Source organism: Alkalicoccus daliensis, from assembly GCF_900103955.1.
Lineage (GTDB): Bacteria > Bacillota > Bacilli > Bacillales > Salisediminibacteriaceae > Alkalicoccus > Alkalicoccus daliensis.
In genome coordinates this window covers 72,610-96,064 of record NZ_FNIL01000004.1, presented here as the reverse complement: position 1 = coordinate 96,064, position 23,455 = coordinate 72,610, and the positions used below count along the sequence as shown (strand labels likewise).

Sequence of the window (23,455 nt, the reverse complement as noted above, 5' to 3'; positions counted from 1 at the left end):
ATGTACGAAAAAGAGGACCGCTCTAATGGACGAGCGGTCCTTTTTAAGATTCAAATATACGCAGCATGAAACACTTTATTCCGTATCATGTTTAAATTTCACTGATTCATTATTTTCGTAGGTAACATCAATATTAAATTCTGATACCTCGTCTTCATCAAGGTCGAGTTCCTGAAGCACTTCAGCTTTCATATCTGCAATAGAGCGGTCCATTGCTATAGAAATACTTTCCAGCAGGGCTTCTATTTCTTCCAACGCTTCTGCGCCTTCTATTTCAGAACCATCCCTGCGTTCTATTTCTGCTTCCTGGTCATCTGCATCAAACTCAAATTCCAGATCTTCATTGTTTGCAAAATCAATATCAAGGTCCAGTTCTTTCACAGCACCGCGATCCCCGTCAGAAGTCTCGTGGTCAAGTACGATACTTTCTCCGGTGTCAAATTCAATGTCCAAATCAAACTCCTGAACGTCATTGGTGCTGAGGCCGAGTACCTCAAGCACTTCGTCCTTTATTTCCTGCACCGGTCTGCCGGCAGTGATATGAAGATCCTCCAGTACTGCTTCGATTTCCGCAGCAGCCTCTTCCCCTGTTACTGTTTCTTTTCCATCACGCTCAATTTCGGTATCTGCGTAATCATCCCGTTCATATTCAAATTCCCATTCTTCGCTGTTGGTAAATTCAATCTGCAGATCAAATTCGCTTACCTCCGCAGAGTTTTCAGTCTGCTCGTCGCTGGCAGATGTCTCTGCAGCATTGGTTTCATCGATGTTATCCTGTGCGCTCTCTCCACTGTCTGCTTCCGTCTGGGTATCTGCCACGCTCTCTGTGTTATTTTCTTCAGGACTTACTTCGTTCAACCCGCATGCTGCGAGAAGTGTTAAAGCTGAAACTCCAGTGATAAGCTTTTTCATTTCTATCATTCCTTTCGTTATTTTGTCTACAATGTTTATCCTACCCCGGGGAGATGAGACAGAGATGAACTCCACATTAGAAATTGATGAGAATTATTCGGTACAGCCAAAGGAATCGCTGATACAAAGTACAGCGTGTATGTTAATTTTCCTAGTATTACGGGTAATGAATTAACAAAATAAGGAAGGGGCGATCTTGTGCTTGATAAAGTAAAGTTTGAATACAGAGAAACAAATCATATTACTTTGCATACAGCCGCTGCCGGACCGGAAGATGGACCACTTGTCATCCTGCTGCATGGATTCCCGGAATTCTGGTATGGATGGAGGAAACAAATTGAGCCGCTTGCAGAAGCTGGTTACAGAGTGCTGATCCCTGATCAGCGCGGGTATAATTTAAGCGATAAGCCTGAAGGCAGCGAAAATTATAAGATAGATACGCTGCGGGATGACATTCTCGGGTTAATCAAAGGGGCAGGAAGAGAAAAAGCAATTCTTATTGGTCACGACTGGGGAGGCGCAGTGGCATGGCATACAGCTGCGACTGCCACCGAATATGTGGAGAAGCTGATTGCAGTGAATATTCCTTATCCTGGAGCGATGAAGCAGGCAGCTTTAAAATACCCGCCTCAATTATTTAAGAGCAGTTATATGTTATTCTTTCAATTACCGGATATCCCCGAAAAACTTTTACAGACAAACGGCTGGGAGAATATGAAACAGGCACTGACTGCCACTGCGAAACCTGGAGCTTTTCAGGAGGAAGATCTACAGAAATATAAAGAGGCATGGGCACAGCCAGGAAGCCTGACTGCAATGCTGAACTGGTATCGCGCCCTTTTCCAGACAAAAATCTCTTCACCGATGGTCCAGGTGCCGGTGCGGATAATCTGGGGGCTCGGAGACCAGTTTCTTCATCCCTCCACAGCCAAAGAAAGTTTAAAGTATTGTCTTGACGGAGAGATGATTCTGGTGGATGAAGCGACGCACTGGGTGATGCATGAACAGCCTGCTATCGTGAACAGACTGATCAAAGAATTTCTAGAGTGAAAATAAAGGAGAGAAGTTTATGGGCGAGCCGCTGGCTATTCTGCTTATCGGCGGAGCAGCAATAATTTTCGTGATAATAGCAGGTAAAAAATTAGTAAATAAAGATTAACTGCAGCTGTCTAAAGAAATCTGCGCTGTGATAACGGTTTGTTGTCGCAGCTTTTTTCTGGAAGAAGATATGTTTCTTTTTCTCGGACGGAATATTTCTGCACGTAAAAGGTAGTAATAGGATGAATAGAATGTTGCTTAAGGAGAGATAAAAATGGAATGGAGAATAAATGATATTACTATTGAAACAGCACGAGGAGATATTGCAGCACAGGAAGATATGGAAGCAGTCGTAAATGCAGCAAATGCCGAACTGGAAACGGGAGGCGGCGTAGCCGGCGCACTTCACAGGACAGCCGGTCCGGAGCTTGCTGCGGCAGGAGAAAAATATGCACCTATTTCTCCGGGAGAAGCCGTGGTCACTGAGGCATTTCAGCTGCCGAATAAAAAAGTGATCCACTGCCTGGGGCCGGTATATGGAAAGGATCATCCCGCAGAGGAACTATTGATTCAGTGCTATATAAATTCTTTGAAAAGAGCAGAGGAAGAAAAGCTGAAAAGTATTGTATTTCCGGCCATCTCGACAGGAGCTTTCGGATATCCATTCCATGAAGCAATGAAAACAGCAGTCGGCACAGTGCTTGAGCAAATTGGATCACTGCGTCAAATAAAACATATTCGTTTTTTGTTGTTTTCTCAGGAAGAAAAAGAAAAATATACTGCTCATTTAGCGGAAACGATTGGGCAGTAATTATATAAAATGATAAAATACAGCAGGAATAATATTTAATGCCCCGGGGCTGCTTTAGACCCGGGGCTGTCGTGTGTGGAAGTGCCGAGATCCTTCCTGAAAAGGCGAGTGTTGCATCTACAGAAAAATACAGCAGGAGACGGAAATAACTGGTAACGTCGGGAGGTGAACGCTTTCATTCTCATTGATATTTTTCATTCACAAAAAATGATTCGTCCCTCTTGATTTAATAGGTATATATGACTAATTAATATTCGTTTTATTTTTAATTCGTGAATTAATTCAGTTGTTTTCTGCTATAATTAGGACTATAATAATAGTATATATATTAATAATTAAGTATTTTGTCTTATATTCCCAAGAGTGTATTTTACAGGGGTGATTCTATGAAAATTATATCCAAAGTGCTTTTTATATCCGGTATTAGTATCTTTTTATTTTTCTCTATACTTTATTTTTTAATCAATCCCCTGCTTTTGGAACAATATGCCTATCTGGAAGAAAATCTGATGGAAGAGCATATCGAACGGGTGGAATACCAGGTAGAAAATGAGCTTTCTAATCTAACTCGATTTGTGAGGGACTATTCGGTCTGGGATGATACGTATTCCTTTGTTGAAAACGAAAATGATGCATATTTAAATAGTAACTTTGTAGAGGATACTTATGCAATTAACGACATTGAATTTGTCGTGATTTTAAACAATGAAGGGGACATTCTTTTTGCACAGGAATTTAATCCGGAAACGGAAGAGCTGCAAATGGCAGCAGACTTCTGGGAAGATGCCGATGGAGAAGTGTCCTTATTTTTCCAGGAAAATAATAGTGCCCTGCTGGAACTGGAGAGCAGTCCTTATCTGACTGCTTCGCACCGGATTTATCCCAGCCTGGAAGGAGAAGAAAGCAATGGTACGATGATTGTAGGGACCCCGGTGGATGAAACATTTGTTGCACAGGCAAGCCAGGCTGTGCAGCTCCCTCTTGAATTAAGAGAAGTAAGCAGTGCAGAAGGGGCATACTCTTTTCAGGAAATAAATGAAGAATGGTTAAGGGGCTACGTAAATATCCCTTATACAAACAGCAGCAACAGTATCGAATTTCAATTTCAGGTGGAGCGGGAACTTTATGAGGCAGGACAGCATATTCTCACTGTACTTTATAGTGTATATGCTGTTTCGAGTGTCCTGGTAGTTGGAGGAATTATCTGGTTTCTAAATAAGCTGATTTTTTCACGGATTAGTAAATTAGCTGGAGACTATGATTATATTGAGAAAACGAATGATCTGTCTCGCCGGAAGAAAGTAGAGATTGATGATGAAATAGGGATCGTAGAGCACGGATTTAACAGTATGCTTGATTCTATTGAAAGATCTCAAACGGAAATACGCAGACTCGCCTATATAGACCAGATGACCGGTCTCTCTAACCGCAGGCACTTTACAGATGAAGTAGAAGCGTGGCTTGCAGAAGGAGCGGAGCTGAGCATTTTCTTTTTGGATATTGACCGTTTTAAAGAAGTGAATGACAAGTATGGGCATGAAGCAGGAGACATATTGTTAACAGAAGTAGCGGAAAGGTTGAAGCGTGCAGCAGGAAAAGAAGCTGTGATCGGCAGGTGGGGAGGAGATGAATTTGTGATCTCTCTCAGGGAAGCAGACATAGAAGAAGTCGAGAAAACTGCAGACAAAATCACTGCAGCAGTAGCAGAGCCGGTAAACGCTGACGGGACGGTACTACAAGTAACAACGAGTGTAGGCATTAGTCTTTATCCGCAGGATGGTGCAACGTTTGAAGTGCTGATACAAAATGCGGATAAAGCCATGTACCACGCAAAGCAAGCCGGGAAAAACAGATACTCGTTCTTACAGGAAGCATAGGCTGGTGTTTCGGACGACTAAATCTTAACAAGAAGCCAGGACCGATCCTGCAGTTCTATTGAACTGTTTATAAGTGTACTTTCTGAGACTGCAGCAAGGATGGAAGACGAAGCCCCGGTTCATCAGCCATAGCTGGAAACGAGCAGGAGAGCTGCTGATAAGCCGAGGGAAACTTTATATCTGGAAAAGTCAGACAAGTATAATTTACTTACTTAATAACCGCACTCAAGAGGAGCACAGAGAATATTCTGTGCTCCTCTTGAGTGCGGTTAAGTGTGAGAAACGCAAAAATTTCAGATCTTAAATTGTTTGAAAGCACCCCTTTTAATAAAGGCTCTGTGAACGTTCATTGTTATTATTCAGTAGAAACTCCGCTCCAACCGGACCTCCGGTGGGCGAGCTTCTCCGCTTCCTCGCTGCGCTGCAGGATTTTCCCAGCTCGTTCTTCCAGGGGCTGTGTAAATTTTCACCGCCGGAAGCATTTGTGCAACCGACCAAGTAATCTTGAAGTTATCTTCACGATCTTTGTGAAAATAACTGCTGGACGAGCGGGGCAGTGCTTCTATTTCGAAGGCTCTAACAACAAAAGACTTTAACAGAGACACTCATGCAGAAAGAAACTGCACCATGAAAGGTGAAAATTAATACAGCTGTGTAACGAAGGAGAGGACACCCAAAGGACCAGCGCCGTTCGAGAATCCAAGTGACCATCTGGAAGGTCACGAAGCACGAGCGGAATCGATCCTGGTTCTTCAAGACAGCATGGCGGTCTCTGCCCTGCTGTCTGTGGATCGATGGAAGCCGTGCCCTTTGAGAGAAATTAGTCGAGAACAAGCCCTTGGGTAAGCCTCTCCGAAAGTGAAGCAGTATTATTGTTTCTTTTTCTTTATAGCAAAGCTTTTTATTTTCAAGGCAGCTTTAATAAAATAAAGTATGTTAAATTTCCTGACATTAAAAATTAATATTAGTTGAAAACGTTTTAACATAGAGTGTGAACCAATAGTCTCTGAAAAAAAGCAGGTAAACTAGTTATTAGTACGCAGAAATATTCAACATATGTAGTAGAAATGTTTTACCGCTATATTGATTATCGACAAATACTGTGCTAATATTCTCTTATTAATATATTTTCTCAATATTCTAAATCATGAGATTCGAAAGGGGTAGGACAAATGAAAAGAAAAGTAATTGGATTAGCTTTAGGTACAGTGTTAGCAGCTTCGCTGGCTGCATGTGGCAATGGGGACGATAATAATGCCAACGGGGGAAATGATGCTGCAAACAATAACGCTGCGAACAACACAGCAGATAATGCTGAAAATAATGCAGACGATGCAGCAGAAAATAACGCGGATAACGAAGCAGCTGATGTAAATGAGAATGCAGAAAATGATGCGGAAGAAGATAACGAAGCTGCAGGGGACATTGGCGGTACATATACAGTAGCTACAGACTCCAACTATGTGCCTTTTGAATTTCTCAACACTGATACAGGGGAAATGGAAGGCTTTGATATTGACTTAATTAATGCCATTGCCGACGAAGCAGGTTTTGAAATTGAACTTGAAGTCGTGGAATTTGACGGTATTGTTTCCGGTATGGGAACCGGCCGTTATGATATTGGTATTGCAGGTATGACAATTACAGAAGAACGTGCAGAAAACTTTGAGTTCTCCAACCCTTATTACAGCGCCGGTCTGATCCTTGCTGTTCAGGAAGGGGAAGAAGACATTCAGAGCATTGATGACGTGGATGGACTTCGTGTAGCGACGCGTGCTGCTACAACAAGTGAAACGTATCTGCAGGAAAACACAGAAGCAGAAATAGTAGCTTTCCCGGATATTGTAAATGCTTACCAGGATCTGCAGGCCGGCCGTGTAGATGCTGCAATCTATGACCTGCCTAACGTGCTTTACTACATTGATACAGAAGGCGTTGGTGATGAGATGCAAACTGTAGGTGATACGCTTACAGGTGAACAGTATGGTATTGCTTTCCCAGAAGGATCTGAGCTGAGAGAGGCTGTAAATGAAGCTTTACAGACACTGATGGACGACGGCACTTACGGAGAGATTTATGAAGAGTGGTTCGGTGAAGAGCCAAACCTTGATACTCTTGCAGACAGTCCTGAAGAGGCTATGAATCTGGAAGCTGATGATATGGAAGATGAGAATGAAGTAGATGTAGACGTAGACGAAGAGGAAGTAGACAATAACGCTGACGCAAATGATGCGGAAGAAAACGAAGAAGAGTAAACAGCCATCAGCAGAGTTATGAACTTATTTAAGTCCAGTGCAACGCTTGCCGCTTGCACTGGACGTATTTTTCAGAGGAGGTTGTCAGGGGAATGCTTGAAAACCTGAGAGATATTATCGAGAATCCCGATGTTATTGTTAACACCCTGCCATTTTTATGGCGCGGTATTCAGCTGACATTAATCGTTACATTTGTAGGGGTGTTTTTTGGCTTTATTATCGGAAGTTTAGTAGGGTTAATGCGGCTAACAAAAAATAAACTCGTTTATGGTATTGCAACCGTATACATAGAAGTTGTGCGGGGAACTCCTATTCTCGTACAGGCATTATTCCTGTATTTTGCGGTTTCAGATTTTTTTGGTGTCAATTTCACCGCGCTGCAGGCAGGAATTATTGCGATCGCAATCAACGCTGGAGCATATATAGCTGAGATTGTGCGGGGCGGTGTGGAGTCCATTGATAAGGGACAGACAGAAGCAGGCCGTTCCATGGGAATGACAGCTACGCAGACAATGAGATACATTGTCTGGCCGCAGGCGCTAAGAAGAATGATTCCGCCGCTTGGAAACCAGTTTATTGTCAGCTTAAAAGACACTTCTATATTTGCAGTTATTTCGCTTGGAGAAATGACTTACTTAATCAGGCAGTACGTGGGAACAACCGGTGATCCATTTATGCCGTATGTGATGCTCTGTTTAGGTTATCTGATTATTACAATTCCATGTATGGTCCTTTTACGTCAATATGAACGGAGGTTGGACGTATAAATGATTACAGTTACAAATTTGCATAAAAGTTTTGGCGATAATGAGGTATTAAGCGGAATTGATGCCCGGATAGAAGAAAAAGAGGTAGTCTGTGTAATCGGTCCATCCGGTTCTGGTAAGAGTACGTTTTTACGATGCATGAATATGCTGGAGGAAATTACAAAAGGCGATGTGGAAATTGACGGAGACAGGCTCACTGATCCTAAGACAGACATCAATGCACTCCGCTCCCGTGTGGGAATGGTGTTTCAGCACTTTAATTTGTTTCCGCATATGACAGTACTTGAAAATGTTACACTCGGCCCTATTAAGGTAAACGGGGTAAAAAAGGGAGAAGCTGCCACGCAGGCGAAATCGCTGCTGGAAAAAGTGGGGCTCTCTGATAAAGCAGATGCTTACCCGGGAAGCCTTTCCGGGGGACAAAAGCAGCGTGTGGCGATTGCCAGAGCGCTTGCTATGAATCCAAAAGTCATGCTGTTTGATGAGCCTACTTCAGCACTTGACCCGGAACTTGTCGGAGATGTGCTGGAAGTTATGAAAAATCTCGCTAAAGAGGGCATGACAATGGTGGTCGTAACACACGAGATGGGCTTCGCACGTGAAATGGGAGACCGCGTAATATTTATGGATAAAGGTGTAATTATGGAGGAAGGGAAGCCGGAGGATATCTTTGATAATCCGCAAAATGAGCGGACACAGGCTTTTCTGAGTAAACTCTTATAATTATTTTACGAAAGTTAAATATGATCTGAAAAACTCCCGCTGTATCAGTATACGGCGGGAGTTTTTTTTGTGGATTTATTGGTGAAACAGCATAAAATTGTTATAGGACAATGTATTCAAAAGTTAAGCTGAATGTTTAACTATCCGGGGAAACGTCAATCAGAAGAGCAGTACTTACAATTCTGAAAGGATGATGAATACATGCGCGCAGTTACGTATCAGGGAAAAGACAATATGCAGGTAAAAGATGTTCAGGCTCCTTCCATTGAAAAAGATTCGGATATGATTGTGAAAATTACGGCATCCGGCATCTGCGGATCTGATTTACATTTATATAAGGGCGGGATTCCCGCACCAAAAGATTACATTATCGGACATGAGCCTATGGGAATTGTAGAAGAAGTAGGGCCAGAAGTAAAAACACTCAAAAAAGGAGACCGTGTAGTTATCCCGTTTAACATCGGATGCGGCGATTGTCATTTTTGTAATAATCAGATGGAAAGCCAATGTGACAATTCAAACCCTCACACGGAAATGGGCGGACTGTTTGGATTTTCAGATGATTTTGGCAGCTATCCAGGAGGGCAGGCAGAATATCTTCGTGTCCCTTATGCCGACTTCACCTCTTTCAAAGTGCCGGAAAACAGCGAACTGGATGATGAAAGTGTGCTCTTTTTATCTGACGTTATTCCTACCGCTTTCTGGAGCGTAGAAAACAGCGGGGTAACATATGGTGATACAGTGATTGTACTTGGCTGTGGCCCCATTGGTCTGATGACGCAGAAATTCGCCTGGATGAAGGGCGCTGAACGTGTTATCGCAGTCGATCATTATGAATACCGGCTGGAGCACGCACGCCGTACAAATAATGTAGAAACGTTTAATTTTGATAAAAATCCTGAAATTGGCAAATTGCTTCATGAGCAGACGAAAGGCGGCGCACAGGTAGTTATCGACTGTGTAGGCATGGACGGAACAGTCCCTCCAAATGAAGAATTTGGTTCAGAAGGAGACAATCAGTTTGGTACGATCAGCCCTATTATTACTGCGTCTCAGGCAGTACAAAAATTTGGCGTGGTGCAGCTGACAGGAGTTTACGGGACAGAAGCAAACAACTTCCCAATTGGTGATTTCTTCACACGAAATGTAGCACTTACGATGGGACAGGCACCAGTGATCCATATGATGCCAAGCCTGTATAAAATGGTGGAAAACAAGCAGATTGACCCTACGGATATTATTACACATCCAATGTCGTTAGAGGATGCAGCAGATGCCTACCGTATGTTTGATAAAAAAGAAGATGAAAGCATTAAGTTTATTTTAAAGCCTTAAACATGGAAAAGTCGTATGCGTCTATGCATACGGCTTTTTTCATAAATAATAAACTGTTTGCGCATACAGCCGCTGGTACATACAATAGAAATCATAGAAGCGTTTAAAGGAAACGAGGAGGACTATAATGAAATTAATAGACCAGCTTTCAGAAAATCTAATTAGTATTTATTTAGAGGGGAAAACGAAAGAAGAAGTTATTGAAGAAATGACGGCGCTGTTTGCAGAAGATAATGCTATTAATTCTAAAGCAGACTTTAAAGAAGCGATTCTTGCAAGAGAGGCCGAATCTTCCACAGGCGTTGGACACGAAGTGGCAGTGCCTCATGGAAAAACAGATGCTGTGTTAAAACACGGGGTAGCCTTTGGGAGGAGTACTGAGGGAGTGGACTGGCAGAGTCACGATGGCCTGCCGGTCAAATTAATTTTTATGGTGGCTGCCCCCGCAGAAGATCAGGGAGAAGAGCACCTGCAGATTATGCAGATGATTTCTTCAAAGTTAAGAGATGATGATTTCAAAAGACAGCTGCTGGAAGCAGAAACGCAGGAAGAAGTATGGGAACTGCTGAAAACAATTTAGGGAGCAGCATGCCTTTTGAAAATCTTCCTGTGGGAATGCATTTAAATTTCCTCCTGTTGGGTATAGAACAAGAACACATCCTTTGAAGGAGGAATAACATGGATAAGTTAACAACGACGCTGTCCAATATTATTTTAAAGGCAGGACAGATGCCAGGCTATAAGGTGCGGCCGATGGAAACTTATAAAAACTTAAAACTGCAGAAAAATAATGTGCCTCTTTCCCATCCAAAACAAGTATACACGCTGGAAATGGAGGAGTTGGATAAAGCAGCAGATGAAGTGATTAAAAAACACAATTACCGCTTTGCTGCTACCGGCGCAGCGGTCGGTGCCCCGGGTGGACCGGTGGCAATGTTCGGCGGGGCAGTGATTGATATTGAAGAATATATCCGCCGCATGTTTTTGCTGACACAGGAATTAGGACATATTTACGGAGTGCTTCCAAATCCATTTTCCTATAATCAACATGCTGATAATGAAGAATATTTTTCTTCTATCCAGCTTGAATTAATGAAAGCAATGGTGCTCGGACTAGGAGGAAAAGGCGTAACGATCGGGACGCTGCAGACACAGGAAGAAAAAGGTGAAGATAATATTGATCCCCAGACGATGTACCAGCTTGCGATGAAGATAGCTGATCTTGTTGGTAAACAAAAGCTGAAAAAACATCTTGCGAAAGTAATGGGGCGATCCGTGCCGCTGCTTGGCGGAGGAATTAACGGAACACTGAACTATTACTTTATTAAGCAGCTCGGACGCAACCTGAAAGATGAGATCCGGCAGGAGCACGTGTATGTAAGAGAATATTTAAACAGGTAACGAGGAGAACAGTCAGAGAAATTTTTTCTGGCTGTTCTTTTTTTGGTGATTGGTAAGTGCGTATGCTATATTGTTTTTAGTAAACAAAACAGAAAGGGAGGTCATTTATGGCTACGATTCGAGATATTGCAGCAAAGGCAGGATATTCTATTGCCACGGTTTCCCGTGTATTAAATCATGACTATACTCTTTCCGTGTCAGATAAAGCCAGAAAAACCATTTTTGAAATCGCAGAAGAGCTGGATTATAAAACAAAGCAGCAGCGGAATACGAAAAAAATGCCTGCACAGTTAACGGTGGGAATGATCTGTTTTACTACGGAAACAGAAGAAAGCAATCATACATATTTTTTATCTATAAGGCAGGGAATTGAAAAAGCGTGTGCAGCAAGAGGCATCCAGCTGAAAAAAATTTACCGGCAAAATGAAAAAATTGATTTCAGCCAGATAGAGGGGCTTCCTGCCCTGATTGTCACTGGAGAACTATCTGCGGAAGAAATAGACCTGCTTTCCCGCTATGAAGGGTACATTACGTTTGTAGATCATGCACCGTTGGATGGATTGCACGATGCTGTCATAATTGATGCCCATTCGGCTGTAAGAAATGTTCTGAAGCATCTGAAAGAGCATTCTCATAAAAAAATTGCTTATATAGGAAGTAATTTATATGAGGAAGGAAACATAAGCATTACTGGAGAAAGGGAAGAGATTTTTCGTGAATATTTTACCAGCGAAGAAAATTCTATTTATATAGGGGCGGATACAGCTGAGAAAGGATATGAACTGATGAAAGCGGCGATGCAGGAAGGAGCACCTCCTTCAGCTGTTTTCGCAGCGAGTGATACGATGGCAGCCGGAGTACTGCGGGCACTTCATGATCAGGGGCTCCGTATTCCGGAAGATGTATCTGTGATCGGTTTTCACGACCTGCCAGTAAGCCGGTTTCTCTATCCTTCACTGACTACGGTAAAAACTTATCCGGAATATATGGGAGAGAGCGCGGTGGAAATGCTGGAAGAAAGATTGGAATCCAACAGAAAGCTGCCGCGGAAAATGGTAATTCCGACAGAACTAATACGAAGAGAAAGCTCCGGAGCTTTGATAGGAAAATAAATTTTAAATATTATGGCTGCCTTGAAATAAAAGTTTTGCTAAAAAGAAGTAATACTGCTGCTTCACTTTCGGAGAGGCTTACCCAAAGGCTTGTTCTCGACTAATTTTGGCAAGAAGAACGTCCGCCAAAATGGATTCTCCAACTGCGCTCGTGCGTCTTCTCCTTCGTTGCACAGCAGTATTAATTTTTATCTTTCATAGTGCAGTTTTTTCTGGAATAAGGTCGCTGTGATCGTTCGTTGTTGTTGTAATTAGAAACTCCTCTCCATCCGGACCTGACTTAGACGACCTCCTCCGCTTCGTTCTTCCATTTATGTAAACAAAGCAGATAAATGCTTTTATTTCGAAGTTTCTAAAAAAATAAGCGCAGGCAAGACGGTTTTTCAAGATGCCTGCGGGAAAAGAAAACGTGAAGATCGAAGGAATAGCTGAAGGATTTCTCCGCGGCAAGCGAAGAAAAAAGAGCCACAGGCGCCCCTTTATCCTAAGAACAGGAGCCTTTACAGAGTTTATAGTTTAGTGAAATTTCCACTGGAACAGGTATACAGGAACTCTTTTCTTCTCCTTAATTGAAGCATACAGAAAAAGCCGGTAAGCCCCTGGAAGAGGACTTACCGGCTTTAAAAATTATGCGAATATTTTACAAATCCAGGCTTTGCGGCTCTTCACCACGTCCATTCATCAGCCGGACGGATTCGGGTTTTACTTCAATGAAGACAAGGTTGGGGTCATTTTTTCCTTCAAACCAGTTATTCATATCATCAAACCAGAGTGAATCAATCAGTTCCTGATCGTCACGAATAACTGCTTTTCCTGTCACCTCTACATATTCATCTCCAAAGCCTTCTCCCTGGTAGCCAAGCAGCACATGAACATTGCTGTTTTTCTCGATTTCGTCTGTCTTATACGTTTTTTTACTTGTTGGCGTATAAAGCGTCATCTCTTTATTTAAAAATGTCATATAGCGTGCGTAAGGCTTATTATTTTCTACAGTAGAAAGGATACCTATCAGGTTATCGTCAATAATTTCTTCAATTCTTTGTTTTACTTGCTGTTGTTCCATGAATAAAAGCTCCTTTGCCAAATGATTTTTCCTACAGACAGACTATTCCTGTTTTTAAGGAAAATTAAACAAAGGTTATACAGGAAAAACTATTCGTCGTTAGCTGGCTTATATAATTTACCGAGGGGGAAAACTTTTGTAAAAGCGCCTTCGGGGGCATCAGCCAGTCCTCGTTCAATCATATTTACCCGTGAATCGATCATGTCAATTAAGTGAATAATGTGTGCTTCCAATGTTTTAGGTTCGACAGGAGAGCCCCATTCCAGCCTGCCGTGGTGGCTGAGAATACAGTGCTGGAGCTGGTATACCGCTTCTTGTTCCAGCTTGGTGAGCTGGGCCTTCTCCCCGCGTCCTGCCAAAATTTTCTGCACTTCCCGGTCTACGAGCATGGAAGACATGGAGACGTGCCCGATGAACTCCCCGGGAACACTGTACTGCGGTGCGATGTGGTTCGTATATTCTATCACTTTGGAAGCGTCATGCAGCGTAATGCCTCCGATGATGAAGTCTTTATTAATACTCGGATAACGGGCGGAAACATCCAGTCCGAGCCGGATCATACAAACTGTATGATAAAGCAGGCCGCCGATAAAGGAATGATGATTATGCGTTGCTGCAGGGTAGTTGGAAAAAGGCTTTTTATAGCGTGTATAAATGGAAGAGACGATTTCCTCGAGCAGAGGATCTACAATTTGTGAGATATAACTTTCCAGTTCTGCCTGTAAGTCTTCAATCGGCTCCGGAGCCATTTCTAGGAAGTCCGCCAAATTCGCTTCTTCCTCTGTCACAGCCCGGAAAGCTCTGGCAGTCATTTGAAGCTGATCCTGATAGGAAGAGGTTTCTCCTTCTAAATAAATCACTCGGCCTTCCTGAAGTATTTCTTTCACTTCTTCTTCCCTGCCTGCTATTTGATCATTCCATACCTTTGTCGGGATTTCCTTTTTTCCTTTTGCCACCGTCAGATTATAAAAAGGGTCCCCTTTTTTTGTCTGCGCAAGCTTTGCACTGCGTATAAAGCCGAAACCTTGAAACTGCTGGTTTGGCTGATCTAAAAAAGTTAAGTCGTCAATCGCCATATGTACACTTCCTCTCCCTTTTATATCAATTTTAGCACAAACGGCCATGATAGCTTCTTTCAGTTATTATTATATGCTTTTGAGAAAGGAGAGAGATAGTCTATCTTGAAAGCACAATTATTTATTAAGGAAGGAACGTTCTTAATTGCTCCTGCACTTTCGGCGAAGGCTTGCTTGAGGGCTTCTCTTCGACTAATTTCTCTGACGTAACACACGGCTTCCATCGATCCGCAGACAGCAGGGCAGAGACCGCCATGCTGTCTTTAAGAACCAGGATCGATTCCGCTCGTGCTTCGTGACCTCCCAGAAGGTCACTTGGATTCTCAGACTGCGCTTGCTCCTCTCAGCGTCCCCGCCAGCGTTCCGCAGCGGTGGCAGCTTTTTGAAAATAGGAACGTTCATATTGCTTCTTCACTTTCAACGAAGATCCGCCTAGGCAGGTTAGCTGAGAGAGTTCCCTTCGGAACGCGTACCTTCGAAGACAAAGTTTAAAAAAGTATAATTATATAGAAAAAACCTTTAAACACTCTAAGAAGCCGGCGGAAGTTTCTCCGCCGGCTTCCGTATGATACTTTAAGCACCTGCTTTTTCTTCAATAATTTTTGCTTCCTGCTTGGGTGATTTCAGCCAGAGGCTTAAGCCAAGAGCGATAAAAGCAAGAATTGTACTTCCCATGAAGCCCCACTGGAAGCCGTTTACTTCTGAAAGAAGCGCCGCGGTTCCGGCAGTTGTTCCTTCGCCGGGTGCATACACCTGTGAACCAATTGCCACGAAGGTAATCAGAAGGGCAGTACCGATGGAAGCAGATATCTGCTGAAGTGTATTTGCCATCGCGGACCCATGCGCGTACCACTTTTTCGGTATCTGGTTAAGCGCAGAAGTCATGACAGGCATTAATGTAAGAGAAAGACCGAACATTCTCACAGCATAAACTGTTGTTAAAAAAGCAAATGACATATCAAGTGACAGGTTTGTAAACATAAAAGTTGTAATTGTCACGATCGTTAAGCCTGGTATAGCAAGTACTTTTGCGCCGTATTTGTCAAAAAGAGCTCCGGCAATCGGCGACATGATTCCAATTACGATCGCTCCCGGCAGAAGCATCAGGCCGGACTCAAGAGGAGTGAATCCTAATACATTCTGCACGAAAAGCGGGAGCATTGTTTCTGCACCAATCAGAGAAACCATCGCTACGAGAGTAATTCCGATAGAGAGGGTAAAAATCGGATATTTAAAAATCCGGAATTCCAGAATAGGTCGCTCCAGCCGCAGCTGTCTACGGACGAATAATCCAATAATGACAGCGCCTACCAGCACCATAGAAATTACCGTTAAGCTGGTAAATCCTTCTTTGGAGGCTACGCCGAAGCCGTAAAGAAAAGCGCCGAAGCCGGCGGTCGACATGACAATGGATAATATATCGATTTTTGGTCTGCTCAGCTGTGTTACATTCTGCATAAATAGTACTGCCACAAAAATAGTCAGCGCTACTAACGGAAGCACGGCAATAAAAAGTGCACGCCAGGAAAAATATTCAAGCAGCACGCCCGAAAGCGTCGGTCCGATTGCAGGGCCAAAAGCAATTACGATCCCGAGCAGTCCCATGGCTCTTCCGCGGTTTTCTACAGGAATCACAATTAACAGCACCGTCATTAAGAGAGGGAGCATAATCCCGGAGCCGGACGCCTGCACAACACGTGCGAGCAGCAGCATTGTAAAACTTTGAGAAAGCGCTGCGATCAATGTTCCGGTCCCGAATAAAATAATGGCAGTTAAAAAGAGCCGGCGGGTAGTAAATCTTTCAATTAAAAAAGCAGAAATGGGAATCATGATACCATTTACCATTAAGAAGACGGTGGTAAGCCACTGCACTTCTCCCTGTGTTACTCCAAACACTTCCTGAATCGTCGGAAGTGCAGTAGCAAGGAGGGTTTCGTTCGTAATCCCCATGAAAGCGCCGAGTAAGAGCGCGCCAATCATAGCGATTTTTTGTTTCTTTGTAATATCTTCCGGTCCACCTACGTGACTCATTGTTGTTCCCCTTTCCATTGTGCCCACTTAATACGGAGGGCGATAACTTCATTTGATTGATTTGTTTGGTCCTCCAGGTGTTTTAATAAAGCATCTACCAGAATGCTTCGGGGTGTTTCTGTTTTCCATTCTTCGAGAATCAATGCAGCTGTTTCCGAAGCTTCTTTTTTCTGCAGCTGCAACTTGATTAATTCGTTCTGCAGCTGCGAAAGGGAAGCAGCTGGTGTCTTTAAAGCAGGAAGCACGGAACGGATCTTTCCCTCTTTATTTACGACTGCCTGCAGGGCTTCTACAATAAACCTGCTTAAAATATCGATCGGCAGCTCCTGGTTCCTCCAGATCATCAGACGCAGATAGCCGTGAATCATTCCATCAGCCAGGACAAGCAGATCTTCCGCCATTTCTTCTCCTCTTGCTCCGAAAGCTTCCAGAAGAGCATCTTTCCGCCACTGGAATAGAGAATCATGCTGTTTTTCCAAATAAGCTACTACGGAGCTGCTGCTTCCAGGAGGGAAAGCTAATGTGAGTTCGAAGATAAAAGAGCGGTATGCGACCGCCTGGTCAAATTCTTTTTGAATACGCTGCTCCAGCTTTTTCAAAGGGTCGGCTTTCTCAGAGACAGGTGCAAAAAGTTCTGCATAATACTTTTCCACCAGTGCAAGCACCATTTCTTCTTTTGAATGAAAATATTTATAAAAAGCACCTTTGGATATCCCGCAGGCCGAGGTGATATTTTCTATGGAAGTGTTTTGCATTCCTTGCTTCTGAAACAAATCAGCAGCTTGTTCCAACAATGCTTCTTTTCGGGAAATAAAGCAGCAGTCCTTCCTTTGACTATGTAGTCATGATTAGTAAATCATTGGTCAAAAAATATCTTATCACTTCTTTTTTGGAAGCACAAGAAGGGAGTTTTAAAAAACATAAAAAGCGGCAGCGCATCAAAGCACTGCCGTTTTAAGATGTTATTTTAGGATTATGATTTAAAAGAGAGGGGATTTAAGGTTCCAAAACAATTTTTCCGCTTGTTCTGCGGTTTTCCATATCCTCGTGTACCTTCCCGGCTTCTTTCAGTGGATAGACACCACCAACGGTCAGCCGGAGCCTGCCTTCTGCAGCAAGGGTAATGATTTCCTTTAAGCTTGATTGAAACAATTCAGGTTTAGCCATCATCTGCGGCAGGAAGAAGCCGATAATTGCCTGGTTTTTCTCCATTAAACGGAATGGACTGAGTTTCGGAAGCTCTCCGCTTGCAGCCCCATAGACGACCAATCTTCCAAAGGGAGCAAGGCAGTCCAGTGTCTGATCAAAAATTTTGCCTCCTGCCATTTCCAGTGCTACATCTGCGCCGTGACCATCTGTAAGCTCCATCACTTTTTTCGGCCAGTCTGCCTGTGTATAATCTACGACTTCATCGGCTCCCATATCGAGAGCAAGGTTTCTCTTTACCTCCGTACTTGCTGTGGCAATGATCTTGCCGGCACCGAAGTGTCTGGCAAGCTGCACCGCAATTGTCCCGACTCCTCCAGCGGCTGCATGCACAAGAATCGTTTCGCCTTCCTGGAGTCTTCCCATAGATTTAATAATATGATAAGCGCTTAATCCCTGCAGCGGAAGCGCGACTGCTTCGTGATTACTGATTGTTTCCGGCACAGGAATTAACGTACGTGCATTTGCAGTAACATACTCTGCATAAGCACCTTCACCGATCAGCGCAACAACCCGGCTTCCTGGCTCAATGTCTGTCACGCTGCTTCCGACATCTTCCACAGTACCGACAACTTCGGAGCCTGGAATAAAAGGAAGAGGAGTATCGATTACGTATTTATCCTGGCGCCGCATGGTATCTGCGTAATTTACGCCTGCTCCTGAAACTTTTATCAGTACTTCATTTTTTCCAGGGGAAGGCTTTTCAATTTCTGTATACTCTAAAACTTCCGGACCGCCAAACTTACTTAGTTGAATTGCTTTCATTCCTTATTCCTCCTCTGCAGATTTACATTTATTTTCCTTTACCGTTTCATCCTAACATGAGTGGAACAGAACTTCTTAGATGAAGTCCTGGTTGCGAAGTAAAAGAATACATAAAAAAATGCCCCCCGGCAGAGACCGGAGGACAGTCAAAAAATTATTTATCTTTAATTTCACCTTTTGCTTCTTTTACAGAACCTTTTGCTTTATCTTTGGTGCCTTCACTTTTCTGTTCCTGATTATCAGTAACTTCACCAAATGCTTTTTTTGCTTTACCTTTAGCTTTATCTAATTTACCTTTTGTCTTATCTTCTGTTCCGTTATTCTCTGCCATGAAAAAGACCTCCTTTAAGAGTTTAAAAAAGAATGTAGTAATTACTTTCCCGATTCCCTTAAGACTAAACATGAGTCAATAGGTGATAATTCACCTAAAGATATATATTATATTAACTGGTATAGACAACTATTCTTATATGGTGGTAAAATTAAATAAATGCCGATAAATAAATAATTAACAGCAGGAAAAGCAGCTGCGGTTTTTTTTCGGACAGAAGAAAAATACATTTTAGTTTTCCATAAAATAAAGCGGGAGCAGGCAGTTAAGAATAGATCTTACGATATAAAACAGCTTTAAGGAGGGGAAATATTGATTAATAAACAGTCTTCCATACCTATCTATTATCAACTGGCAGAATTAATCAGAGAACGTCTTGCTGCAGGGGAATACGTACCGGGAGATATGCTGCCGTCAGAGCGGGAGTTTTCAGATCGATACGATATCAGCCGGATGACAGTACGCCAAGCCATTACTTCTTTAGTGAATGAAGGAATTTTGCATCGAAAAAAAGGAACTGGAACCTTTGTGTCAGCGCCTAAAATTAATCAGACATTGGGAGGGCTGACCAGTTTTAGTGAGGATATGAAAGCGCGGGGGCTGACTCCGTCCAACAAGCTGCTGCGGTTTGAAAAAGTACTTTGCACAAGGAAAGATATCAGAGACATTTTAAATCTTACTGAAGAAGATTATGTATATGAAATTGAGCGTGTAAGACTTGCTGACAATCAGCCTATGGCAATAGAAAGCATTTGGCTGAATGCTCGATTTGTGCCGGATTTACACAGAGATATAGTGCAGAGCTCTCTCTATGATTATTTGGAAAAGGAAGCAGGGTTAGTGATCGGGGAAGCAACGCAGATGCTGGAAGCTTCCATCATTTCGTTCGAGGAAGCGGAGTTGCTGAAAGTAAATAAAGACGCACCGGTGTTAATGATAGAACGTCATACGTATTTACAGGAGGGGACACCACTCGAAGTCGTGCGTTCCAGATACAGAGCGGACAGATACAGATTCTCAGTAGATCTACCGCGGCTGCGATGAAGGAAAGAGCCAAAAAATAAGGATATCAGCAGCCTGAGACAGGAAGAAAGGAGGAAAATAATGAAAACAATAAGAATTCCGAAAGCAGAGGCTTACACAGAAAAAGGAAAAATTAATGATATTGTGATGAGTATCAATCAAGACGGAAAATGGGAAAGCTTAACAAGCTATAAAGGAGAACAGGTGGATGAAGTATATGATTATGGAACTTCCTCCATTATTGTCCCGGGTTTCATTGATACGCACATTCACGGAGCAGCAGGAGCAGACGTGATGGATGCCACCCCGGAAGCGATAAAGAAGATCAGTGCTGCATTGCCGGCAGAAGGCACAACTTCCTATCTGCCGACGACCCTTACGCAGTCAAGGGAAGATACTATTCGTGCCTTAAAAAATGCAGCAGCCGTTTCCTGCAGCGGAGCGGAAGCAGCTGGCATTCATTTAGAAGGTCCGTTTATCAATGCAGTTCGAAAAGGTGCACAGCCGGAAGCATTTATTTTACCTCCTGATCGTGAAATATTTATGGAGTTTCAGCAGGCAGCGCAGAACAGAATTAAAATTATCACGACAGCCCCGGAACTGGATAAGGATCAGTTTATAAAAACGCTGAGCCGGCAGGGAGTAGTTGTTTCCATGGGTCACACAGACGCTTCCTACAGTGAGGCTGCAGTTTCTTTCCATCAAGGGGTCACACAGGCAACTCATTTTTTCAACGGAATGCGGGGATTTCACCACCGGGATCTGGGTGTCGTAGGCGCAGTGTATATGAGTAAGGAAATAAGAGCGGAGTTAATTGCAGATGGTGTGCACGTGTCACCTGAAGCAGCAGAATACACTTATAAGCAGCTTGGTGCGGAAAGAATCACATTGATTACAGATGCTATGCGGGCAAAAGGACTTTCAGACGGATCCTATCAGCTTGGGGGGCAGGAGGTACAGGTAACCGGAAATCAAGCTGTTCTGAAAGATGGCACTCTGGCAGGAAGTGTCCTGAAAATGAATGAAGCCTTTCGGAATATCATGCAATTTACCGGCTGCAGTATTGAGGAAGCTATCATGATGACAAGTACTAATGCAGCGGAAGTACTGAAAATAGAGGATATAAAAGGAAGTATCGCAATTGGAAAAGACGCAGATTTTACTATGCTGGATAAAGCATTCAATGTATTGATGACGAGTGTGAAAGGTGAAGTCGTGTATCAGGGAGGTGCTTCATGAAGATTATAAAAGCTGCAAATTACGAAAATATGAGTAAACGCGCGGCTGATTTGGTTTATAGAGAATTAAAAGAAAAACAAATCCAAGTGCTGGGACTGGCTACCGGTGGGACACCTATAGGGTTCTATCAGGAGATTATTAAGGAGATACAGCGGGATTCACTTTCCCTGGATTGGCTGTACACAGTGAATCTGGATGAATATATCGGACTTTCTCCAGATCACAGAAACAGTTATCATGCTTATATGAAAAAACATTTTTTTCAGTATGTGGATATCCCGCTGGAACAGCAGCTTCTGCCGGATGGGATGTCCGCAGATCCGGATAAAGAAGCGAAGAGATATGAAAAATTAGTAGAGGAACTTGGAGTGGACCTGCAGATTTTAGGGCTCGGCCAGAATGGGCATATCGGGTTTAATGAACCAGGCAGTTCCTTTAAAGGAAAAACGAGTGTCGTAGATTTAGCGCCATCGACGATAGATGCAAATGCCAGATTTTTTGAAGCGGAAGAGGAAGTGCCAAAACAAGCGATAACAATGGGAATCGCTACAATTATGCGCAGCAGAAAAATTATACTGCTCGCAAGCGGGGCGGAAAAAGCAGAGGCGCTGAAGGAAGTAATTACAGGGGAAGTGACCGAAAAAATACCAGGAACCATTTTGCAGCAGCACCTGGATATTACGATTATTGCTGATAAAGAAGCACTTTCCCTTGTGGAATAATTAAATATTTCCCAGGAAATGATCCAGTTTCCTTCAGGGCTGTCTGAAAAGATCAGGCAGCCCTGAATGTTTGGATTGCACAGTAGGAAGGGGAGCGTACCACTGACCTATTCCAACTTCAGTATGCTATGCTGCAACGGATACTATGAAATTTCACATCTATGTTTACTGAAGGGCGACAGGTACGCGCGGTAAAAATGAATTCCAGTGCTGGAAAAATGAATTAATAGAAATTTGGCACTTAAAAAATGTGAATGGCAGTCCAGGGTGATAGTAAATAGGCAACGCGGGAGTAAAGTCTTTTCAAAATGAGTAAATCACCATACCGCGAGAGTAAATCGCCATTCAATGAGAGTAAATCACCAAATCTCACCAGCAGCAGATGTAAAGTTAACAGATGAAACTTTTTCCTTCTACTTAGAAATTTTGTTCCAGAACTGAACTAATTGCCTAACTGTATTTTATTTGTAAATCAATAAACGTTTCTCAAAATAACTTCCAAAAAATAATCTCTTGAGCACATCATTCGTTTTTTGCGTAATAACTACTTACAATAAGAAAGGTATGATAAAAAATTATTGGAGGTACATAAAATGAGAACATTTTTACAGCCCTATACATTTAAAAAAGGAATAACCTTAAAAAATAGAGTAATGCTCGCTCCAATGACAAATTTTTCTTCCGCTGACAATGGAGAAACTACTCCGGAAGAAAGAGAATATTACCGTGTCCGCTCTCAGGGAGCGGGCGCAGTAATCACTGCCTGCGCAAACGTGACGCGAGGCGGAAAAGGTTTCCCGGGAGAAATCGGTGCAGAGAGAGATGAGCTGATAGAAAGCCTTGGCGAACTCGCTGATACGATTAAAGGAGAAGGTGCAAAAGCAATTCTGCAGATTTTCCATGGCGGAAGAATGGCCCCGCCTCATCTGCTGCCTGATGAAACACCGGTAAGTGCAAGTGCAGTAGCTGCACTGCGGGACGGTTCTGTCACTCCGAGGGAACTTTCACTTGAAGAAATAGATGAAATTATTAAAGCTTTTGGAGATGCAACCCGCCGCGCAGTTAAAGCAGGGTATGACGGAGTGGAGATACACGGTGCAAATACGTATCTTATTCAACAGTTTTTCTCTCCTCACTCCAATCGACGAGAAGATAAATGGGGCGGATCACTTGAAAAACGGATGCGTTTTCCGCTGGCTGTTGTTAACGAAGTACTGGAGGCTGCGGCAGAAGCTGAGCAGGATTTTCTCGTAGGATACCGTATTTCTCCGGAAGAAATGGAAGAGCCGGGTATCACGATGGAGGATACGCTGCAGCTCGTAGAGGTACTTGCGGACCAGGAGCTTGATTACCTGCACGTATCTGTTCAGGATTTCCATGCAGGATCAATGCGTGACAACACGGACAAACGCTCCCGTGTCCAGCTGATTCAGGATACCGTCGGAGAAAAAATTCCGGTGGTTGGTGTAGGATCTCTTCATACGCCGGATGAGGTGGAACAGGCGATGGAAAATGGAGTTCCGCTGATCGCACTCGGCAGAGAACTCATTGTAGAGCCGCAGTGGGTCGAAAAAGCAGAAAACGGCAGAGAAGATGAAATCCGCACAGAACTTTCTGTAGATGACAGAGAAAAGCTCACAGTGCCGGAACCGCTGTGGAATGCTATTGTAAACACTCCAGGCTGGTTCCCGGTAAAAGAACACGCTGCAAAGTAATGTATAGGTGACTGCTCCAGTGAGTAATATTGCCAGTTGAAAAAGATGTTCTC

At 43.2% G+C, this 23,455-nt stretch carries 20 protein-coding genes and 1 pseudogene; 14 read left to right on the top strand and 7 right to left on the bottom strand.

Annotated elements, in window-relative coordinates; all coding sequences use genetic code 11:
* Positions 1–75: 75 nt before the first annotated feature.
* Positions 76–912, bottom strand: a complete 837-nt coding sequence (locus tag BLP92_RS08525) for a YusW family protein (RefSeq protein ID WP_175444227.1) — start codon at positions 910–912, stop codon at positions 76–78.
* Between the two features lie 198 nt (positions 913–1,110).
* Here BLP92_RS08525 and BLP92_RS08520 point away from each other — a divergent pair, with 198 nt between their 5' ends.
* The 10 genes and pseudogenes from BLP92_RS08520 (at position 1,111) to BLP92_RS08475 (ending at position 12,231) form a co-directional block, all read left to right on the top strand.
* Complete coding sequence (locus BLP92_RS08520; protein ID WP_090842527.1) at positions 1,111–1,962, top strand: alpha/beta fold hydrolase; 852 nt, start codon at positions 1,111–1,113, stop codon at positions 1,960–1,962.
* Positions 1,963–2,224: 262 nt separating this feature from the next.
* The gene (locus BLP92_RS08515; protein WP_090842526.1) at positions 2,225–2,761 is read left to right on the top strand and encodes a macro domain-containing protein; all 537 of its coding nucleotides are present in this window, start codon (positions 2,225–2,227) and stop codon (positions 2,759–2,761) included.
* 386 nt (positions 2,762–3,147) lie between these two features.
* A complete protein-coding gene (locus tag BLP92_RS08510; RefSeq protein ID WP_090842525.1) occupies positions 3,148–4,638 on the top strand; it encodes a sensor domain-containing diguanylate cyclase in 1,491 nt (496 codons plus the stop codon).
* Positions 4,639–5,810: 1,172 nt separating this feature from the next.
* Positions 5,811–6,740 (top strand): annotated as a pseudogene (locus tag BLP92_RS08505) (transporter substrate-binding domain-containing protein); the annotation flags it as partial.
* Between the two features lie 245 nt (positions 6,741–6,985).
* On the top strand, positions 6,986–7,660 hold the full coding sequence (locus BLP92_RS08500) for an amino acid ABC transporter permease (RefSeq protein ID WP_090842524.1): 675 nt from the start codon (positions 6,986–6,988) through the stop codon (positions 7,658–7,660).
* On the top strand, positions 7,661–8,383 hold the full coding sequence (locus BLP92_RS08495) for an amino acid ABC transporter ATP-binding protein (RefSeq protein ID WP_090842523.1): 723 nt from the start codon (positions 7,661–7,663) through the stop codon (positions 8,381–8,383). It begins immediately after the preceding gene.
* A 201-nt stretch (positions 8,384–8,584) separates the two neighbouring features.
* A complete protein-coding gene (locus BLP92_RS08490) occupies positions 8,585–9,718 on the top strand; it encodes an alcohol dehydrogenase catalytic domain-containing protein (RefSeq protein WP_090842522.1) in 1,134 nt (377 codons plus the stop codon).
* 127 nt (positions 9,719–9,845) lie between these two features.
* Complete coding sequence (locus BLP92_RS08485) at positions 9,846–10,298, top strand: PTS sugar transporter subunit IIA (RefSeq protein WP_090842521.1); 453 nt, start codon at positions 9,846–9,848, stop codon at positions 10,296–10,298.
* 98 nt (positions 10,299–10,396) lie between these two features.
* Entirely contained in the window at positions 10,397–11,119 is a 723-nt protein-coding gene (locus BLP92_RS08480) for a hypothetical protein (RefSeq protein ID WP_090842520.1), read from the top strand.
* Between the two features lie 107 nt (positions 11,120–11,226).
* Positions 11,227–12,231 (top strand): LacI family DNA-binding transcriptional regulator, encoded by a 1,005-nt coding sequence (locus BLP92_RS08475; protein WP_090842519.1) that lies wholly within the window; start codon positions 11,227–11,229, stop codon positions 12,229–12,231.
* A gap of 640 nt (positions 12,232–12,871) precedes the next feature.
* Here the strand turns inward: BLP92_RS08475 and BLP92_RS08470 are convergent.
* The 6 genes from BLP92_RS08470 to BLP92_RS08445 form a co-directional block, all read right to left on the bottom strand.
* The gene (locus BLP92_RS08470) at positions 12,872–13,294 is read right to left on the bottom strand and encodes a pyridoxamine 5'-phosphate oxidase family protein (RefSeq protein ID WP_090842518.1); all 423 of its coding nucleotides are present in this window, start codon (positions 13,292–13,294) and stop codon (positions 12,872–12,874) included.
* A gap of 89 nt (positions 13,295–13,383) precedes the next feature.
* Positions 13,384–14,370 (bottom strand): 3'-5' exoribonuclease YhaM family protein, encoded by a 987-nt coding sequence (locus tag BLP92_RS08465; RefSeq protein ID WP_090842517.1) that lies wholly within the window; start codon positions 14,368–14,370, stop codon positions 13,384–13,386.
* A 573-nt stretch (positions 14,371–14,943) separates the two neighbouring features.
* Positions 14,944–16,401, bottom strand: a complete 1,458-nt coding sequence (locus tag BLP92_RS08460) for an MDR family MFS transporter (RefSeq protein ID WP_090842516.1) — start codon at positions 16,399–16,401, stop codon at positions 14,944–14,946.
* A complete protein-coding gene (locus tag BLP92_RS08455; protein WP_090842515.1) occupies positions 16,398–17,192 on the bottom strand; it encodes a TetR/AcrR family transcriptional regulator in 795 nt (264 codons plus the stop codon). The genes BLP92_RS08460 and BLP92_RS08455 overlap by 4 nt, the downstream gene beginning before the upstream one ends.
* 205 nt (positions 17,193–17,397) lie before the next feature.
* On the bottom strand, positions 17,398–18,372 hold the full coding sequence (locus BLP92_RS08450) for a quinone oxidoreductase family protein (protein WP_090842514.1): 975 nt from the start codon (positions 18,370–18,372) through the stop codon (positions 17,398–17,400).
* 154 nt (positions 18,373–18,526) lie between these two features.
* Positions 18,527–18,703, bottom strand: coding sequence for a CsbD family protein (locus tag BLP92_RS08445; RefSeq protein WP_090842513.1), 177 nt, complete (start codon positions 18,701–18,703; stop codon positions 18,527–18,529).
* 312 nt (positions 18,704–19,015) lie between these two features.
* Here BLP92_RS08445 and BLP92_RS08440 point away from each other — a divergent pair, with 312 nt between their 5' ends.
* From BLP92_RS08440 to BLP92_RS08425, 4 genes are all read left to right on the top strand, one after another.
* A complete protein-coding gene (locus BLP92_RS08440) occupies positions 19,016–19,747 on the top strand; it encodes a GntR family transcriptional regulator (RefSeq protein WP_090842512.1) in 732 nt (243 codons plus the stop codon).
* 60 nt (positions 19,748–19,807) lie between these two features.
* On the top strand, positions 19,808–20,965 hold the full coding sequence (gene nagA, locus BLP92_RS08435; RefSeq protein WP_090842511.1) for an N-acetylglucosamine-6-phosphate deacetylase: 1,158 nt from the start codon (positions 19,808–19,810) through the stop codon (positions 20,963–20,965).
* On the top strand, positions 20,962–21,687 hold the full coding sequence (gene nagB, locus BLP92_RS08430) for a glucosamine-6-phosphate deaminase (protein ID WP_090842510.1): 726 nt from the start codon (positions 20,962–20,964) through the stop codon (positions 21,685–21,687). The genes nagA and nagB overlap by 4 nt, the downstream gene beginning before the upstream one ends.
* 593 nt (positions 21,688–22,280) lie before the next feature.
* Entirely contained in the window at positions 22,281–23,402 is a 1,122-nt protein-coding gene (locus tag BLP92_RS08425) for an NADH-dependent flavin oxidoreductase (RefSeq protein ID WP_090842509.1), read from the top strand.
* Positions 23,403–23,455 lie beyond the last annotated feature (53 nt).